This window comes from Erwinia typographi, assembly GCF_000773975.1.
Taxonomy (GTDB): Bacteria; Pseudomonadota; Gammaproteobacteria; order Enterobacterales; family Enterobacteriaceae; genus Erwinia; species Erwinia typographi.
In genome coordinates this window covers 81,036-97,886 of the sequence record NZ_JRUQ01000019.1, presented here as the reverse complement: position 1 = coordinate 97,886, position 16,851 = coordinate 81,036, and the positions used below count along the sequence as shown (strand labels likewise).

Here is a 16,851-nt window from a genome sequence, read left to right as displayed (position 1 = left end):
TAGCAGAGACCGTACCGATATTCATCCTCTACACTGCCAGAACAGAGGGTGTTGTCAGCCTAAAACCGTTGATGAGGGGAAACAGGATGAAGATTTTTTTAACGGGCGCCACCGGCTTTATCGGTCTTGCGATCGTCGCAGAACTCACGCAGGCAGGCCATCAGGTGACAGGTCTTGCACGGTCGGAGAGCAGCGAACGGCTTCTAAAGAGCGTTGGCGCGCAAGCGCACCGGGGAGAACTGGAAAATCCTCAGAGTCTGGTCGACGCGGCGCAAAAGGCGGACGCTGTTATTCACTGCGCCTATGACCACAGTTTTTCAAATCCGGAGGAAACCGCCAAAAAAGAGGCGCAGGCTATTGATGCGCTGGGCAGAGGGTTACAGGGTTCCGCACGGCCACTGATCGTCACCTCCGTTGCCGCCATGGGCATCGCCGCTACGGGGCAACTTGCCAGCGAAGATTTTTATGACCCGGCGACGCGAAATCCACGCAAGTCGACCGAGATTGCCGCAGCCGCCGTTGCCGATCGCGGGGTCAATGTTTCCGTCATCCGGCTTCCTCAGGTGCACAATGCGCTGCGGCAGGGATTTGTCAGCGCGCTTATTCATCTCGCCCGTGAAAAGGGAGTTTCAGCTTATATTGATGAGGGGAGCAACCGGTGGGCTGCCGCTCATCTTCTTGATGTCGCCCGTCTTTACCGGCTGGTTGTAGAAAAGCCGCTGCCGGGACTGCGCTACCATGCCGTGGCCGAAGAGGGTATTTCCCTGCGCACTATCGCGGAAACGATTAGCACGGGTCTGAATATTCCACCGCTCAGCCTGTCCTCTGAGGAGGCGAAAGCGCATTTTGGCTGGCTGGCATTGTTTGCGGCAATGGATATGCCGGCGTCAAGCGCGCTGACCCGTCAGCGCGCGGCCTGGCAACCGACCCATCAGGGGTTACTCCAGGATATTGCGCAAAATTTATCCGGTTAACCTGACGCACGGCGGGGGCAGAAAGGTCGCCGCCGCCTGTGTCCCACGCCTGCTGCAACAGGCGTAGCGCTGAAAAGGGTCGTTTAGCGATCCTTTTTTTAACCATTGTTGAGCGTTGGTTTAGGGACAAAAGTTGCGTTAATAACGCCTGATAACTATTTATCTTTATGATTTTATTGTTTTTTTATTATATGGCGTCGCTGATTTTTCTCGTCGCTTTTGCGGTTTACATCCTGCGCCGGTCGGCCTATAGTGACCGCGAATCACACAACGGAGCCTCAAATTGGACAGTCACCCCTTAAGTTACATCTTAATAAGGTAAGCTAACCTCTCCGTTTGCTTGCCGAAAAACGGCGGGCAATGTTTCATCCTCTTCTTAAGGTTGTCGCATCCCCGAATCTGAACTGATTACCTTCTGTTTTTTTAAACGGAGAAGGGGTAGCTATGCGTACAACAATCATGACTCTCCTGAGCAATGCCCTGTTTCCTCCGGGAAAACCAGCGCCGTGATTTTATCCGCTGCGCGGCCGCCCGCCGCGCCGCACTATACCGCTCGCTACATTAAGGAATTGACCATGAAAGAACCTCCGACCAGCGATGGGCGAAGGCGGCTGAATGGCAAAAGGAGGGGATACACCAACTAACCCTCTCGCCGGTTTTGCCCTCGTCCCGATCCCTGAATAGCCCAATGTTTCCTCATGCGCAGGAGGTTTTCCCCGCGCCTGAACAAAATAAAAAAAGGAACCGGCAGATGAAAATGAACAATGCCAACTTAGCGCTGGCCCGCGATCTGGCGATTGCCAGCGCCGCTAAGCAGAGCCTGGACAGCACGCTCGCCAGGCTGCATACCCAGCCAACCGGCCTGACTCAGGAAGAGGCTGCCGCTCGTCTTGAACGCTACGGCAAAAACCAGGTGGCGAATGAAAAAGCGCCTCACGCGCTTCTCCAGCTTTTTCAGGCTTTTAACAACCCGTTTATCTGGGTGCTGATGGTGCTGGCGGGCATCAGCTTCTTTACCGATTATCTCCTCCCTGGCCGTAAAGGCGAAGAGACCGACCTGACCGGCGTCATTATCATGCTAATGATGGTGACGCTGAGCGGCCTGCTGCGCTTCTGGCAGGAATATCGCACTAACAAAGCGGCAGAAGCGCTGAAGTCAATGGTGCGGACCACAGCGACGGTGATCCGCCGCAGCAGCGCGACGGCTCAGCCGGTCCGCAGCGAGATTGCGCTGCATGACGTCGTGCCGGGCGACATCATCTTTCTTTCCGCTGGCGATATGATTCCCGCCGACGTCCGGCTGCTCTCGTCACGCGATCTGTTTGTCAGCCAGGCCGCTCTCAGCGGCGAAGCCATCCCGATTGAAAAATACGATGCAATGGCCAGCGTCGCGGCGAAGGACGGCGCGCGGAGCAGCGGCGAGGCCGATCTGTTGAGTATGCCCGGTATCTGTCTGATGGGCACCAACGTTGCCAGCGGCAGCGCTACGGCGGTGGTGGTGGCGACCGGCAGTGAAACCTGGTTTGGCTCGCTGGCAAAATCCGTGGTGGGTAGCCGCCCTCAGACCGCATTCGATCGCGGCGTGAACAGCGTTAGCTGGCTGCTGATCCGCTTTATGCTGGTGATGGTGCCCATCGTGCTGTTTATCAATGGTTTTACCAAAGGAGACTGGTCGGACGCGCTGCTGTTTGCGCTGGCGGTAGCCGTGGGCCTGACGCCGGAAATGCTGCCGATGATTGTCAGTTCCAACCTGGCGAAAGGGGCGATTGCCATGTCGCGCCGTAAAGTGGTGGTGAAACGGCTGAACGCGATTCAGAACTTTGGCGCGATGGATGTGCTGTGCACGGATAAAACCGGCACCCTGACTCAGGATCGCATTATCCTGGAACAGCATCTGGACGCGCACGGATGCAATAGCGACAGAGTGTTACAGCTGGCCTGGCTGAACAGCCGCCATCAAAGCGGCATCAAGAACCTGATGGATAAGGCGATCCTCAGCTTCAGCCAGGGCAAGCTGGCGGTCAGCGGGCTGTGGCGCTACCGCAAAATCGATGAGCTGCCGTTTGATTTTGAACGCCGCCGTCTGTCGGTGGTGGTGGCCGATGAGGATAACCAGCAGCGGCTGATCTGCAAAGGGGCGGTGGAGGAGATGCTGGCCGTTGCGGGCTGGTGGCTGGACGCAGGCGAAAGGCGTCCGCTGGACGAGGCGGTTCGCGAGCAGTGGCGCCAGCAGGCTGAAGAGTGGAACCGTCAGGGCTTTCGCGTCTTGATGCTGGGAGAGCGTGATTTAGGCGAACAGCCGCTCGGGCGGCCTCTCAGCAAAGAAGACGAGCGCGACCTGACCATTTGCGGGCTGCTAACCTTTCTCGATCCGCCGAAGGAGAGCGCGGAAGCCGCCATCGCCGCCCTGATGGAAAGCGGCATCACCGTGAAAGTGCTGACCGGGGATAATGCCATCATCACCAGTAAAATCTGTCGTGAAGTCGGCCTGTCGCCGGGTGAACCGCTGTGCGGCAGCGAAATCGCCCGTCTCAGTGATGATGAGCTCTATCCGCTGGTGGAGACCAGAACCGTGTTTTGCCGCCTGACGCCGCAGCAGAAATCTCGCGTGCTCCAGGCGTTGCAGTATAACGGCCATACGGTAGGGTTCCTGGGCGATGGCATTAACGATGCGCCTGCTCTGCGTGATGCGGATATTGGCATTTCTGTTGATACCGCCACGGATATCGCCAAAGAGTCTGCGGACATAATCCTGCTGGAAAAGAACCTGATGGTGCTGGAGCAGGGCGTCATTAAAGGGCGGGAAACCTTCGGCAATATCATCAAATACCTGAACATGACCGCCAGCTCCAACTTCGGCAACGTATTTTCCGTGCTGATCGCCAGCGCCTTTATTCCGTTCTTACCGATGCTGGCTATCCATCTGCTGATTCAGAACCTGATGTACGATCTGTCCCAGCTGGCGCTGCCGTGGGACAAAATGGACAAAGAGTTTTTACGCAAGCCGCGCCGGTGGGATGCGAAGAATATTGGCCGCTTTATGCTGTGGATGGGGCCCACGTCGTCGCTGTTTGATATCACCACCTTTGTCATTATGTGGCACGTTTTTGGCGCTAACAGTGTCGGGCATCAGGCGCTGTTCCAGTCCGGCTGGTTTATTGAGGGTCTGCTGTCGCAGACGCTGGTCGTGCATATGCTGCGCACGCAAAAAATACCGTTTATTCAGAGCCGTGCGGCGCTGCCGGTGATGGTGGCGACGGTTCTGGTGATGGCGGCAGGGATCTCTATCCCGTTCTCGCCGCTGGGGCACGCCGTTGGGCTGGTGCCGCTGCCATGGTCTTATTTTCCATGGCTGATCGCGACGCTGTTTGGCTACTGCGTGGTGGCTCAGGCGATGAAACGCGTTTATATCCGCCGCTTCGGCCAGTGGTTCTGAGGAGAGTGAAAATGAAAAGCAACCAGGCTGTTACCGTTATCGTGCTGTTTTTTGTCGGGCTGCTGATTTTTTCCAGCGGGCTGCTGATGATCTTCAGCGCATAACCTTGTTCAGGGCGGATCGGCGATCCGCCCTGAAACATTATCCCTTCAGACCTTCACAAAGCGCAGGTAAATGAAGCGGATAATAAAGTACTCAATGGCCCCCAGCAGTAAAAACCACAGGCAAAAAACCAGCGTGTAGAGCTGGCCGATATCGCTGAGATGGAACATCGCCATCAGGCGATAAGTCAGGCTGAGGCCAAACCATGGAGCGGGCAGCAATAGAGCGGAGAGCATCCCCAGCAGCAGCGTGCTCATCGGCATTAAAAAGGTCAGGAACGGGTTTCTCATCGGTCTTCCATCTTGGTCAGTTGCGGCCATTTTCCGGCAATCTTGCTTCAGGTTCAATCTTCTCACGCCAGCGAGCGCTTCCCTTTTTCCGCGTCTATTCCATGCGCGGGTTAACTAACGCGAGATAAGCTGTAACCGCGCCGCTGGTTTCCTCTTCACGGCTGATTAAAAGCAGGTTGGCCATTAACTCCGGGGCGTTCAGGCTGCGGTAGACGAGTCCGGGAATGGCGACCTGCTGTACCGGTGCTGGAACCAGCGCCAGGCCGAGTCCCGCCGCAGCAAGGGCCAGCACGCTCAGCGTACTGGCAGAACGATGCGCCACCCGGAAGTGATTTTTCAGCTGCTGGCTGAGCATGACATACAGATGTTCGTGCGTATCATGGGCGTCGTACAGGATTAGCGGTTCCCCGGCGAGCATGTCCAGGGTGATACGCGGATGCGTAGACAGCGGGTGCTCGTCCGACAGCGCCACCAGCATTTCCCAGTCGCCGATCCGCTGCACGTTGATGCCGGTCGTGACGGTTTTACTGTGGTCCGGCGTGTAGCCGATATCCTGCTGCCCGGAGAGGATGGCATCCACCTGCTGCTGCGGGCCGACTTCCTGAATAATCATCTCAACGTCGGGGTATTTTTGGCGGAAAAGGCGCAAATCACTTAACAGTTTACCGCTGAATATGGCATTTCCGGCAAAGCCTATCCGGACCGTGCCCGTTTCTCCGCGCAGAGCGCGTTCGACCGATCTACGGGTAAACTCTGCCTGTTCCAGCGTACGCCGGGCTTCTGTGAGAAACACTTCTCCGGCTTCCGTCAGCTCAACGCTGCGACTGGTGCGACGGAATAATGCGCCGCCGAGCTCTTCTTCCAGCCCCCGAATTTGCATGCTTAGCGCGGGCTGCACGATGTTTAAGCTTCGGGCTGCCCGGCCAAAATGTTTTTCTCCCGCCACGGCCAGGAAATAACGTAGCTGACGTAAGTCCATACCGCCTCCCTAATCAATCATAAAAAATGATTAATTGGTCATATTAACCTATTGGAGGTTATCGAAGATAAGGTGAATACTCCAGCTCAGAACATTTTCTACCCTGGAGTAGGGCGCATGAATAACAGACTTGAAGATCGCTGGCAAATTACCGACCTGATAACTGGCTGGATCCACCGGGACCTGAGCGAGTGGGATACGCTGCGCTCCTTGTTTCACCCTGACGGCACCATTGAAGTGACCTGGTTTGAAGGGCTGTTCAGCGACTTCATTGAGGGGTCGCAGCGGATGGGGGCATCTGACCTCAGAACCAAACACCTGACAGGAACTCCGCTTGTGATCTTTAATGGCGACAAAGCCATTGTTGAAACCAATGCCATTATTATCGCGGAGAACGTCAAACTGAACCTCGGCTGCAATGGTCATAACCGCTTTTACGATCTGGTTGAGAAGCGAAATGGTGTCTGGAAAATTTTCCATCGTCAGAGCATTTATGACATGGGCACCTTTACCTTCCCAATGGGGCTGACGGAAACGGACGTCGCCGTTGCCGAAAAATATCCGCGCGAATATGCCGCGCTCGCGTATTTGTTGGAAAAAAGCGGTTTTCCCGTTAAGCGGCTCTTCGCCACCCGTGGCAGCGAATTAGAACGAAAAATGAAAGCCGAAGGTCAGGCCTGGCTGAACGCCTGATCCTTACAACTATCAAGGTCTATACCGGCTTTCGGGCAACTTTCTCTCGCTTTCTGGCGTGAAATATTGCGGTATTTATCTCACGCCAAGTCCCTTCTTTTCGCCTGGTATTCCCCCAAAGCCCTCAGGGGTGTCCAGCTTAACGTAGTAATTCTTTTAGCCTTTTTGGCGAATTTTTTTCCGCGAAATTAGCATTCGTTAAAAAGTATAGCCAAGGCTATACTCAAATACCTGATTTTACTGTCTTTTTTTTCTCAAAAACCCATGATAGGATGCCCCTCACATTAACCGCTCGCGCTTATTTTTTCGCCGGGACCTGTTTTTTTGCCGCTTAGAGTGCGGTCAGAGTCCTCAAACCGGTATAACCACAATGAACATGTATGCAACACTCATTCTGGCCTTTGGTATGTCAATGGACGCGTTTGCCGCCGCCATCGGCAAAGGTGCCTGCCTTCATCGCCCTTCTCTCAGAGAGGCGCTGCGCACCGGCTTGATTTTTGGCATCATCGAAGCGCTCACTCCGCTGATTGGCTGGGCCGTAGGCATTGCCGCCAGCCGCTATGTGATGGCGTGGGATCACTGGGTCGCTTTTACGCTGCTGTTCGTGCTGGGCGCGCGCATGATTTGGGAAGGTTTTCGTCGAAAAGAGGCTGAGGAACAGGCGCCTAAGAGCCACAGCTTTATGCTGCTGGCCACCACAGCCGTGGCAACCAGCCTTGACGCGATGGCAGTGGGCGTTGGGCTGGCCTTCCTGCAGGTCAACATTGTGACTACTGCGCTGGCTATTGGCGCCTCTACCATGATCATGGCTTCGGCCGGTATTCTGCTCGGTCGCTTTCTCGGTCCGGTAATGGGCAAATGGGCAGAAATTTTTGGCGGTATGGTGCTGATCGGCATCGGTAGCAGCATCCTGATTGAGCATTTGGCCATTTTTGCCTGATTTTCCTCGCTTTTCTCCCTTCTGCTGGTGGGCTAAAGCTCGTTCCTTTACCCTTGGTTCAGTTTCCGGCTGCTAAATTGTCGAGAAAATCTGTGATCGGCTTCAAATTTATTTGCCTGAAAAACGCGCTTATTGTATACTTTTTTTGCGTTTTACTAAAAAAATTTGAATTGCAGGTAGCCAGATGAAAAAATTCTTTAAACGCGTGTTGCACAGCTATGTTGAAGCTTTCAAACATGTGCCGCCAGGCGCCATGTCTTAATGGTTCCGGCCAGAAACCCTCGATAGCCCGCGGTCAGGGACAGACCGGTGGTTATCACCTTCTTGTTTACCGTACGTTCTTAAATACCTCGCTAATCCAGCTGACAAATACCCGAACGCGCTGCGATACGTGGCGATTCTGTGGGTAGAGCAGCGACACCGGGATCGGCGGCGGCGGTAGCTCAGGTAAAATAATTTTTAGCTTTTCGTCTGCAAGCTCCTGCTTTATGCGGTAGAGCGGCACCTGCACAATCCCCATTCCTGCCAGCGCCGATCCGGTGTAAAGCTCCGCTCCGTTGACCGCCACCAGATCGCCAAGCTGAACGCTCTTCACCTCTCCGGCCAAGGTAAATTCCAGCGGCATTGCCCGGCCGGTGGCGCTGGAGAAGTAGTTCACCGCCAGATGATCGCTCAGCTCCTCCAGCGTGGTCGGCTCACCGTATTTCGCCAGATAGGCCGGGCTGGCGACGGTGACCTGATCCAGCAGGGCAACGCGGCGCGCAATCATCGTGCTGTCCTGCAAATTCCCGGCTCTGAGCACGCAGTGGATCCCTTCTCTGACTAAATCGACAAAGCGATCATCCTCGCTGATATGCAGACGAATATCAGGATAACGGGCGATAAACTCGCTGAGCGTTGGCACCACAAAATTCTTCGCCAGCGTACCCTGCATATTCACCCGCAGAAGGCCTCTGGGCGTCGTATTGCGAAACTGGTTTTCAGCCTCTTCCATATCGGCCAACAGTCGGACGCAGTGGCGGTAGAAACGCCGTCCGTCATCGGTCATCCTTACCGTGCGCGTAGTTCTCTCCAGCAGGCGAGTGCCAATGCGCTCTTCCATTCTCTTAATCAGGTTGGTCACGGTTGCCCGTGGAATACGTAAATCTTCGGCGGCCTGAGTAAAACTGCCGCGCTCGGCAATCCGCACGAAAACCTGCATTTCCTGAAAACGATCCACGTTGGCTCCATTGTTATCTAAACTGGAATAAAGTTATTAATTAGCGACTAATTATCTTTTATGCAATATCAATCATGCTATTCCTATCCACTAAAATGAGGAATTCAACATGACAACATCATCTAATAAAGTCGCAATTGTTACCGGCGCTTCACGCGGGATTGGCGCGCAAATCGCCATTCGCCTGGCCGAAGAGGGTTTTAACGTGGTGGTGAATTATGCCAACAGCGGCAGCGAAGCCGGACGCGTGGTTGAACAGATCAAAGGACTCGGCGTGGACGCTCTGGCCGTCAGGGGCGACATCGCCAGCTCCGCAGAGGTTGTGGCCCTTTTTGATGCCGCCGAGCAGGCGTTTGGCCGCATTGACGTGCTGGTGAACAATGCCGGCGTTATGAAGACGCTGCCGCTGGTGGATCACAGCGACGAGCAGTTCGCTCAGACCTTCGGCATCAACGTCCAGGGAACTTTTAATACGCTGCGGGAGGCCGGAAAACGCCTGGCGGAGGGCGGCCGCATCATTAACCTGTCCAGCTCTGCCGTGGCGCTGAAAATGCCGGGCTATGCCATTTATAATGGCAGCAAGGCAGCGGTCGAAGCCTTTACCCAGACCTTTGCCAGGGAGCTGCGCGGCCGCCAGATCACCGTTAACGCCGTCGCGCCTGGCCCGGTCGCCACCGAACTGTTTCTGAATGGCAAAAGCGAAGAGCTGATTCAAAGCCTCGCCAACCTCAACCCGATGCAGCGTCTGGGCCAGCCTGACGACATTTCAGCCGTGGTGGCTTTTCTTGCCAGCGAGCAGAGCGGCTGGATCAACGGCCAGGTGATCCGGGCTAACGGCGGCATGGTCTGATTTTTCTCCCTCGTTCCTGAATTACGCCTTACACTCAATAGATTGATCGCCAGGGGCGGCCGTCTGGCCCCCTCTGTTTTCGACGGACTGAGCCCGGCTTATCTCAAATAATTGTGTGGCAAGAAGGTGTTAATAGATGGAATTTAAAGACTACTATGCGCTGCTGGAGGTCGATCCTGCAGCCGATCTGAAAACCATAAAAACGGCCTACCGACGGCTGGCGCGAAAGTACCATCCGGATGTCAGCACGGATGCCAATGCCGAAGCAAAGTTCAAAGAGATGGCAGAAGCGTACGAAGTGCTGAAAGACAGCGAGCGCCGTGCCGAATACGACAACCTGCGTTTACATCGCAATGACCCGCGCTTTGCCGAACCGCCTCCGGGCCAGGGGGGCGGCCAGTGGCAACATGCCGAAGGCGGTAGCGGTGACTATTCTGACTTTTTCGAATCCATTTTTGGACGCCACGCCAGCGGTTTTCAGGGCCGCACGCAGCGCCATCCGCCAAGGCGGGGCCAGGATTTGGAGATGGAAGTGCCGCTGTTTCTTGAAGAAGCGCTCGCGGGCGACAGCCGTAACGTCTCCTTCCCCCTTCCGGTGCTGGATGAGTTTGGCCGCCAGACGGATGAGGTCACTAAAACCCTGAAGGTTAAAATCCCGGCTGGCGTGGTCGACGGCGAACGCATTCGCCTGAAAGGACAGGGCGTAGCCGGCAGCCAGGGCGCTGCCAGCGGCGATCTCTATCTGGTGATCAGGCTGGCTCCGCATCCGCTGTTTGAGGTCGATGGGCAAAATCTGCAAATCGTGGTGCCGCTTGCCCCGTGGGAAGCCGCGCTGGGCGCCACGATTCAGGTGCCAACCTTAACCGGGAAAATCGCGCTGACCGTTCCCGCCGGCAGCCAGAATGGGCAGAAGATGAGGATTAAAGGCAAAGGGCTGGCTGGCAAAAACAGCGGCGGCGATCTTTATGCCATTCTTAAAGTCGTTATGCCGGCTAAAGGGGATGACAAGACCGCCGCACTTTGGCGTGAACTGGCGGAGAAGGCTGCATTTAATCCCCGTTCAGCATGGGAGTCCGCATCATGACAGAACAAGTACGCTACACGGTAATTGAGATCTGCCGCTCGGTGGATATTTCGCCCGAAGAGTTAACCGAAGTGGTTGGGCTGGGAGTGATTACTCCGTTGCAGGCTGAGTCGAACTGGATCTTTGATTATCATGCGCTGCGCAGTTTACAACGGGCCAGGCGGTTACAGATAGAGCTGGAGCTGGAATGGTCGGGTATTGCGATAGCGCTGACGCTGATGGATAAGGTCGAACGCCTTGAGAAAGAGAACGTTCAGCTCCGGCGGCAGCTGGATCGCCTGCTGCACACCGTCTGAACCCGTGGGCGACCTGCCCGCAGAGCCTGGCCGGGCCGGGGATTCCCGGCCTTCAAAGCGCGTTAGTCCTGACTCTGGTATTCGTCCAGGGTCGCATTCTGGCAGGCTTGCTGACTTTGACTTGCCTCGTTTTTTTGATCGTCGCTGAGATTCAGCCAGGCCGCAATCACGGTTCTGGCCTCATCTTCATCAAACTCCGGCTTTTGCTGGGCGGAAGGCGATTGACCGCGTGCGTCCAGCGCCTTCAGTTTCGCGATGTAGCTGTCCGTCGACTCGACGGTTTTTTCCTGGGTGACCACGCTACACAGATTGGCGATGTAGCCCTGTGCCGGATCGTCCGTGTCATCCGCCGCCTGCGCTGCGCCGGTTGCTGCCAGAATGGCGAGCAGCATCGCTACTTTTTTCATACCTGCTCCTGGTTAAAGGGTGAAGTTATCGCATCTTCTACCAGGCGCCCTTTGAATTGCAAATGCTTTAGTTGCGGTGCAAGGCTAATGGGCTTTAGGAATGCCAAACTGCTCCAGGGTTGGGTCGACATTGTGGTCGAACGTCTTCTGATCCTTATGTTTTTTCACCGCATCGATAATGGCCTTGATGCCAAAACCGATGCCCATCACCGCATCAATCGCCCAGCCAACGGGGCCGGCGGCCGCACCCAGAGCGCCTGCTGCGGCCATGCCTGCGGCTTCTCCGGCGACCATTCCCACGACCCGCCCGGCGACCGCGCCAGCCATGCGCCCTAATCCGGCCGAGGCATCTTTGGCCAGCGCTTTAGCGGCGGCGTTATAGCCCAGCTTGCCCAGTTCGGCGCTGCCTTTCGCCCCGTCGTAGATCGTTTTGGCGGCACCGGCCTTATCACCCGATTTCAGCTGGTCAGAGAGCGAAATCATTCCTGCCACGCCCAGCGCTCCGCTGCCCGCCAGGGCGGTTTTTCCCGCAGTGCTCAGACCTGCGGCGCTGGACTGTTTTTCTACGTTATCGCGAAGCTGGGAGAGCATCTCCTTGCCGGTCATCTTCTTCACGTCGCTGTCTTTTGGCAGCGTACCGGCCTCTTTCAGATCCTTCAGTACGCTCATGCCTTTGCCGGTAGTGGTTAACGCTTTCATGGTGGCTTCGGCATAACCGTCTTCGGCCGCCGTGCTGACGCTGTCCGGGATCGCCGCCTCATAGGCCGCTTTCTGCCGATCCACATCGCTCAGCACGTCTTTGGCATCGGTTTTTTTGTTATTCTTCAGCCCGCTTTCCACCGCCTTACCCTGGGTGAAGTTCTCTGCATAGGAGCGCTCAATTTCCTGTTTCAGCTCAGGACGGCTGTTCACCACCTCCTGCGCGGTGGGGATTTTTGCCTCCTTACCCTGAACGTCGCCCTGAAGGTTCAGCTCGGCATCAAGATTGCCAATTGCGCTGCTGTAATCGACCGGTTTCTTGTCCTCTTCCTTCTTGCCCTTGTTCGCTTTATCCGCCTCATCCCGCGCCGCCTGCATATCCTGTTCCAGCGCCTTGCCGGACTTCAGATCGTCGTAGCGCTGGCTGACCGCCTGACTCAAAGCCGGATCGCTGGAAATGATATTTTTTTCCTCGGCGGGCACCGCCTGGTTCATATAATCCTTCACGTCCTGGTCGTTCTGGAGCTGGCCTATCTTCTCGTCAAGCGCCGCCGAGGTTTTGTCGACTTTGCGCAGCGAGCTGCCGCCGTCCACCTGTTCCTGCGTCTGCTGTAGCTTCACCATCACCGCCGCTTTCTGCGCGCCGCTGTAATTTTGTGGATTGTTGAATACATCTTCGTTGAGCTGGCTGATATCCACATTGGCGACGGCGTTGCGAGTCGCGGCATCGCTCATCATGCTGGAAAATTCGCCGCCGTTGGTGGGTGCCTGCTTTTTAATCCAGTCGTCGATATTGTGGGTGCTGATTTTCATATCGGGATTGTGCAGCGCCAGGCTTTTCCCTTCAAAACCGCCCTGGTCCAGCATGGTCATCAGGCCTGGCTGAGAGAAGGTCTTCGCCGACTGCGTAAGGGCTGAGGAGAGGCCGGGATTGTTTTCCTGCAGCCCTTTGAGCGCGTCCGCGGTGATGTATTTATCGACTTTGCCATCCTGATTCAGCGCGCCTGCTTTCGCCAGCGGTTCGTTGGCCCGAAGCATGGCGGCCGAGGTCACCATTTGCAGCGACTGCGGGTCGGCGTTTGGGTTGTCCTTCTTGTAATTATCAATATCTTTGCTGGCGGCGTCGCGGGACTTCTCCATATTTTTGGCAAAGGATTTGTAGTCGCCGTTGGTGGTATTGCCATCCGGCTTGCCGCCGTGTTTACCAACGTCCATGGCGGTTTTCAGCGCCGGATTGGCATCAATAAACGCTTTGGCTTTATCCCCGTCGGCCCCGCCTGCCGCCGCCATCTTCGCGGCGGCAATCGGGCGGTTCATCTCTTTGGCGGCCTGTTCGCGCTGATCGGCTGGCAGGTTGGCGACCAGCGAATCGTATTTTTTCAGCTCCTCGGGCGAGGAGTATTCGGAGTTATCGAGAAAGGCCGCGTCGCTGCCCGGCGAAGCCGCCTGAGGCTGTTCGGCTGGTGCCGTGGCCTGCGGCTGAGCTGTTGCGCCCACCTCGCTGGTTCCCTGCGGCTTAGCCGCTCCCTGTGCCGGACACGCCGCTTCCCCCTGCTGGGTTTCCCCGGAGGAACTGGCCTGGCCGCTACCCTGCGAGTCGGCCATTTTCTTCAGTAGCCCGGCAATCGTCGAGGCCAACTCCTTCATCGCATCGCTCTGAGCGCCCGCGCAGCTTTTTTCTGCCGTTGCGGCAGGCTGCTGGCTGCCTGCCTGACCAAACTGGATCCCACCGGCACTTTTCTTCAGCACAGGTGCCTGCTGGCTTGCTGCGCCGGGCAGGGTTGAAGAGGACGAGGCGGGGCCGCCTGTATCGGCAAGGCCGCTGCGGGAATGGACTATGCGCATGATAACTCACCTGAGTGTGATCGCTGGGAACAGGTGAGTGGCAGGAACTCCCGACCAGGTTCCTTTTTATTTTTAACGCTGGCTCGGGATCAGGTTCTCCGGCGGGTAAGAGCCTTACTTCATATAGGAGCGGATCACCGACACAATCTGTTCCATATCCCGCTCTTTTTCGCTCATGCTGTAGCGCTCGTCCATCAGATGTTCACGGATATGGCCTTCCAAAACTTCGCTCATTAAACCGTTAACCGCGCCGCGAACGGCGGCGATTTGCTGCAAAATGGCGATACACTCGGTTTCGCTTTCCAGCGCTTTCTCCAGCGCGTCGGCCTGGCCCCGAATACGGCGAACTCGCGTGAGCAGTTTTTTCTTATTAGCGATGGTGTGCGACATAGGGTCTCCTTGATCGAATAGTATACTGGGGTATAGTATAGATAACATACTTACTTCGCAGCAGGAAAACAGAATGATGGATTTCGCCGCTTTACTTCAGCAGGGGGTTGGGAATGTCTGGCTGTTTATTCCCAGCGCGATTCTGCTCGGTGCGCTGCATGGGCTGGAGCCGGGCCACTCCAAGACCATGATGGCGGCGTTCATTATTGCCGTGCGCGGCACGGTAAAACAGGCGGCGTTGCTCGGGCTGGCGGCGACTCTGTCCCACACTCTGATTGTCTGGGCGATTGCGCTGGGTGGCATGTACATCAGCAATCGCTTTACGGCCGATGCCGCAGAACCCTGGATGCAGCTCATTTCCGGCTTTATCATTCTGGCCACCGCAGCCTGGATGGCCTGGCGAACGTGGCGTGACGCGCGCGACTGGCAAAACGGTCACGGACACGATCATCCCCATGCGCACGGTCATGACCACGACCATCATCATACGCACGGCCACAGCGATCGCCATCATTATGCGCATGACTCAGCACATGCTCAGCACCAACATTTTCATGGCCTTGCCTCCTCTCATAGCCATGCGGCTGCGGCGGGTTACTTGCATTCCCACGTTCCAGCGTCCGGTCACGGGCAGTCGCTTACGGCAGGTCAGGCCGCCGGCGTTGCGCTACCTCGAATCGATCTCCGTAGCGCAGAGTACCAGGATGCCCATGCGAAGGCTCACGCCAGCGATATTGAAAAACGGTTTGCCAATCGCAAAGTCACCACCGGCCAGATCGTGCTGTTTGGCCTGACTGGCGGCCTGATCCCTTGCCCGGCAGCGATCACCGTCCTGCTACTGTGTATTCAGGTCAAAGCCTTCTCGCTGGGCGCGCTGTTGGTACTGTGCTTCAGCATTGGCCTGGCGCTAACGCTGGTCACCGTAGGCGTAGGGGCCGCCCTCAGCCTGAAACACGCGACTAAGCGCTGGAGCGGCCTGAGTACCTTCGCCCATCGGGCCCCTTATTTCTCCAGCGCGCTGATCGCCGCCGTAGGTCTTTATATGGCTCTGCACGGCTGGATGGGGATTATGGGCTGATCCTTACAGCCAGCGCTGGAACCAGTCGATCTGTTGCGCGATAGTGCGCTGGAAATGCGCGCCGCTGTAGATGTCGTAATGCTTTGCACCGTCTTCAATATGCAGCCTTTTCTCCGGCGATCCCAGGGCATTAAACAGGGCAATCGCCTGCTCTGGCGGATTGACCGTGTCGCGTCCCGCCACTACCACCAGCGTTGGGCAGTTCACCAGTTGGGCAGCGTCTGCGGGTCGATAATTCAGCGTCTCGCGCACCGTAAGGAAGGGGATTTTGATATCCATCGCCGGGAAATCCACCTTATGGCTGTCGAAAAAAGTTTTTGATTCTTCGTCATTCAGCACGCGAGTTATCGCCACAAACATCTCTTTGCCGGTCGCGGCCTGCTTGTCAGCCATTTTATTGAGGGTGGCGATAAAGCCGCTTTTCTCTTCTGCGCTCATTTTCCCGGTGACGATCTGTTCTCCATCCGCAAAGGCCAGCTGACTGACCACGCAGGCAATCTCTGAATTATCAGCGGCGGCGGCCATCACATGACAGCCGCCGAACGAGGTTCCCCACAGCCCGATTCGGGCGCTGTCTACCTCTGGTAATGACTGGCTCCAGTGTACAACGCTGAGGATGTCCTCAATCTGCATCGCCGGAACCAGTCGGCCACGCTCGCCGCCGCTGGCTCCAAAGCCCCGGTAGTCGAAGGTAATGGTCGTAAAGCCCGCCTCCGTAAATGCCTCTGCAAACGGCGGTAGTAACAACTCCTGGATACCACAAAAGCCGTGGCACAGGATAATCGTGGGGGCAGAGAGGGCATTATCTGGGGAACGAACCGTGGCGACGATATCGCAAGGCAGAGTGTGGCGAGCAATGTTCATAATACGTCCTTATAAGTGGAGTCCAGTTAAGCGGAGTAATCAGGTCCGGCAATGGATAACATTTTGCGAGGCTTACGGTAGCAAAATACTCGTCGCAGCGGGACTCCCGGTAAGGCAAAAAAGGGAGAAAAAGTCCGTTTTAGTGAGGTTGATCAATCAGTAAAGGAGTTGCGGCCCAGAAAGTGAATGCTCAGCCAGGGTTCGGGAATAAATAATAGTGCGCTATATATTTATCCCCACGTTGAAATTTATCACGTATTAATCCTTATCTTAAGATATGGGAGACTATTGAGATAAAATAAAAGTCAGGGTTTGTTACTCAAGAGCGCGTGATTACTCTGCTCCTTTTTTTAAACGAAGAGTGACAGTACGCTAAGCGGTATAGCAAGCGTAATAATGAGCAGGTAATAGATTGCGTAAATTCAGTTATATCCAGCATCGTCAGGGGAATAGTCACTCTTTTCGCTTCAGCAGGAGGACGGCTGGGTTGTGAAGTCATTTAACAAAGAACAGTGGGTTAATGTCTGAGTGGTTAACGATTTAATCCGGCAGAACTTAATAAGGCGTCGTTTAATTTAATCGACGCCTTATTCACAGTGCTGTGGCAAATAAGAGCACTACGCCTGCATGTAAAAACTGGAGCGTTCAGGCGCCTCAGGTTCGAGAAGACAGCACAGGCTCAGCCATAACAGCGAAAGCCACCAT

General features: G+C 55.8%; 16 protein-coding genes. 9 read left to right on the top strand and 7 right to left on the bottom strand.

Annotation, left to right across the window (positions count from 1 at the left end; translation table 11 throughout):
- The first annotated feature begins 86 nt into the window (after window positions 1-86).
- Both NG99_RS05285 and mgtA read left to right on the top strand, forming a co-directional pair.
- Window positions 87-974: an SDR family oxidoreductase gene (locus tag NG99_RS05285; RefSeq protein WP_034889124.1), complete on the top strand. Its 888-nt coding sequence runs from the start codon at window positions 87-89 to the stop codon at window positions 972-974.
- Between the two features lie 751 nt (window positions 975-1,725).
- Complete coding sequence (gene mgtA, locus NG99_RS05280) at window positions 1,726-4,410, top strand: magnesium-translocating P-type ATPase (RefSeq protein WP_034889428.1); 2,685 nt, start codon at window positions 1,726-1,728, stop codon at window positions 4,408-4,410.
- 149 nt (window positions 4,411-4,559) lie between these two features.
- Here mgtA and NG99_RS05275 read toward each other — a convergent pair whose 3' ends face one another.
- Together NG99_RS05275 and NG99_RS05270 are read right to left on the bottom strand one after the other, a co-directional pair.
- Window positions 4,560-4,802 carry a DUF1158 family protein gene (locus tag NG99_RS05275; RefSeq protein WP_034889122.1) on the bottom strand — a complete coding sequence of 81 codons (243 nt, stop codon included), beginning with the start codon at window positions 4,800-4,802 and terminating at the stop codon, window positions 4,560-4,562.
- Window positions 4,803-4,896: 94 nt separating this feature from the next.
- Entirely contained in the window at window positions 4,897-5,781 is an 885-nt protein-coding gene (locus NG99_RS05270; RefSeq protein WP_034889120.1) for a LysR substrate-binding domain-containing protein, read from the bottom strand.
- Window positions 5,782-5,898: 117 nt separating this feature from the next.
- Between NG99_RS05270 and NG99_RS05265 the strand changes: the two genes are divergently transcribed.
- The 3 genes from NG99_RS05265 (at window position 5,899) to azuC (ending at window position 7,676) form a co-directional block, all read left to right on the top strand.
- Window positions 5,899-6,474 carry a nuclear transport factor 2 family protein gene (locus NG99_RS05265; RefSeq protein WP_034889119.1) on the top strand — a complete coding sequence of 192 codons (576 nt, stop codon included), beginning with the start codon at window positions 5,899-5,901 and terminating at the stop codon, window positions 6,472-6,474.
- Between the two features lie 370 nt (window positions 6,475-6,844).
- On the top strand, window positions 6,845-7,414 hold the full coding sequence (gene mntP, locus NG99_RS05260) for a manganese efflux pump MntP (RefSeq protein ID WP_034889117.1): 570 nt from the start codon (window positions 6,845-6,847) through the stop codon (window positions 7,412-7,414).
- Window positions 7,415-7,598: 184 nt separating this feature from the next.
- Window positions 7,599-7,676 carry a stress response protein AzuC gene (azuC, locus tag NG99_RS30325; protein ID WP_134824821.1) on the top strand — a complete coding sequence of 26 codons (78 nt, stop codon included), beginning with the start codon at window positions 7,599-7,601 and terminating at the stop codon, window positions 7,674-7,676.
- 66 nt (window positions 7,677-7,742) lie between these two features.
- Here the strand turns inward: azuC and NG99_RS05250 are convergent, their stop codons facing one another.
- A complete protein-coding gene (locus NG99_RS05250) occupies window positions 7,743-8,633 on the bottom strand; it encodes a LysR family transcriptional regulator (RefSeq protein ID WP_034889113.1) in 891 nt (296 codons plus the stop codon).
- 109 nt (window positions 8,634-8,742) lie between these two features.
- Between NG99_RS05250 and NG99_RS05245 the strand changes: the two genes are divergently transcribed.
- The 3 genes from NG99_RS05245 to NG99_RS05235 all read left to right on the top strand — a co-directional run bounded on the left by NG99_RS05245 (window position 8,743) and on the right by NG99_RS05235 (window position 10,863).
- Window positions 8,743-9,483, top strand: coding sequence for an SDR family oxidoreductase (locus tag NG99_RS05245; protein WP_034889111.1), 741 nt, complete (start codon window positions 8,743-8,745; stop codon window positions 9,481-9,483).
- A gap of 136 nt (window positions 9,484-9,619) precedes the next feature.
- Window positions 9,620-10,567 carry a curved DNA-binding protein gene (gene cbpA, locus NG99_RS05240; RefSeq protein WP_034889109.1) on the top strand — a complete coding sequence of 316 codons (948 nt, stop codon included), beginning with the start codon at window positions 9,620-9,622 and terminating at the stop codon, window positions 10,565-10,567.
- Window positions 10,564-10,863 carry a chaperone modulator CbpM gene (locus NG99_RS05235; RefSeq protein WP_084110421.1) on the top strand — a complete coding sequence of 100 codons (300 nt, stop codon included), beginning with the start codon at window positions 10,564-10,566 and terminating at the stop codon, window positions 10,861-10,863. The genes cbpA and NG99_RS05235 overlap by 4 nt, the downstream gene beginning before the upstream one ends.
- Before the next feature lie 62 nt (window positions 10,864-10,925).
- On the opposite strand, the gene NG99_RS05230 is transcribed toward NG99_RS05235, so the two are convergent.
- From NG99_RS05230 to NG99_RS05220, 3 genes are all read right to left on the bottom strand, one after another.
- On the bottom strand, window positions 10,926-11,270 hold the full coding sequence (locus NG99_RS05230) for a hypothetical protein (RefSeq protein ID WP_034889107.1): 345 nt from the start codon (window positions 11,268-11,270) through the stop codon (window positions 10,926-10,928).
- An 84-nt stretch (window positions 11,271-11,354) separates the two neighbouring features.
- Window positions 11,355-13,814, bottom strand: coding sequence for a type III effector HrpK domain-containing protein (locus NG99_RS05225; RefSeq protein WP_052130561.1), 2,460 nt, complete (start codon window positions 13,812-13,814; stop codon window positions 11,355-11,357).
- A gap of 114 nt (window positions 13,815-13,928) precedes the next feature.
- Window positions 13,929-14,204, bottom strand: coding sequence for a metal/formaldehyde-sensitive transcriptional repressor (locus NG99_RS05220; RefSeq protein WP_034889105.1), 276 nt, complete (start codon window positions 14,202-14,204; stop codon window positions 13,929-13,931).
- 73 nt (window positions 14,205-14,277) lie between these two features.
- On the opposite strand from NG99_RS05220, the gene NG99_RS05215 reads away from it, so the two are divergent.
- Complete coding sequence (locus NG99_RS05215) at window positions 14,278-15,282, top strand: nickel/cobalt efflux transporter (RefSeq protein WP_034889103.1); 1,005 nt, start codon at window positions 14,278-14,280, stop codon at window positions 15,280-15,282.
- Window positions 15,283-15,285: 3 nt separating this feature from the next.
- Here the strand turns inward: NG99_RS05215 and uilS are convergent, their stop codons facing one another.
- Complete coding sequence (gene uilS / locus NG99_RS05210) at window positions 15,286-16,146, bottom strand: UilS family quorum-quenching N-acyl-homoserine lactonase (RefSeq protein ID WP_034889101.1); 861 nt, start codon at window positions 16,144-16,146, stop codon at window positions 15,286-15,288.
- Between the last annotated feature and the right edge of the window lie 705 nt (window positions 16,147-16,851).

Excerpts from the sequence above, each read along its gene's own strand:
- NG99_RS05230 (WP_034889107.1), bottom strand. The coding sequence starts at position 11,270 with ATGAAAAAAGTAGCGATGCTGCTCGCCATTCTGGCAGCAACCGGCGCA.
- NG99_RS05225 (WP_052130561.1), bottom strand. The coding sequence starts at position 13,814 with ATGCGCATAGTCCATTCCCGCAGCGGCCTTGCCGATACAGGCGGCCCC.
- cbpA (WP_034889109.1), top strand. The coding sequence starts at position 9,620 with ATGGAATTTAAAGACTACTATGCGCTGCTGGAGGTCGATCCTGCAGCC.
- NG99_RS05265 (WP_034889119.1), top strand. The coding sequence starts at position 5,899 with ATGAATAACAGACTTGAAGATCGCTGGCAAATTACCGACCTGATAACT.
- NG99_RS05245 (WP_034889111.1), top strand. The coding sequence starts at position 8,743 with ATGACAACATCATCTAATAAAGTCGCAATTGTTACCGGCGCTTCACGC.
- NG99_RS05215 (WP_034889103.1), top strand. The coding sequence starts at position 14,278 with ATGATGGATTTCGCCGCTTTACTTCAGCAGGGGGTTGGGAATGTCTGG.
- uilS (WP_034889101.1), bottom strand. The coding sequence starts at position 16,146 with ATGAACATTGCTCGCCACACTCTGCCTTGCGATATCGTCGCCACGGTT.
- NG99_RS05220 (WP_034889105.1), bottom strand. The coding sequence starts at position 14,204 with ATGTCGCACACCATCGCTAATAAGAAAAAACTGCTCACGCGAGTTCGC.
- NG99_RS05270 (WP_034889120.1), bottom strand. The coding sequence starts at position 5,781 with ATGGACTTACGTCAGCTACGTTATTTCCTGGCCGTGGCGGGAGAAAAA.
- azuC (WP_134824821.1), top strand. The coding sequence starts at position 7,599 with ATGAAAAAATTCTTTAAACGCGTGTTGCACAGCTATGTTGAAGCTTTC.
- NG99_RS05275 (WP_034889122.1), bottom strand. The coding sequence starts at position 4,802 with ATGAGAAACCCGTTCCTGACCTTTTTAATGCCGATGAGCACGCTGCTG.
- mgtA (WP_034889428.1), top strand. The coding sequence starts at position 1,726 with ATGAAAATGAACAATGCCAACTTAGCGCTGGCCCGCGATCTGGCGATT.
- NG99_RS05235 (WP_084110421.1), top strand. The coding sequence starts at position 10,564 with ATGACAGAACAAGTACGCTACACGGTAATTGAGATCTGCCGCTCGGTG.
- NG99_RS05285 (WP_034889124.1), top strand. The coding sequence starts at position 87 with ATGAAGATTTTTTTAACGGGCGCCACCGGCTTTATCGGTCTTGCGATC.
- mntP (WP_034889117.1), top strand. The coding sequence starts at position 6,845 with ATGAACATGTATGCAACACTCATTCTGGCCTTTGGTATGTCAATGGAC.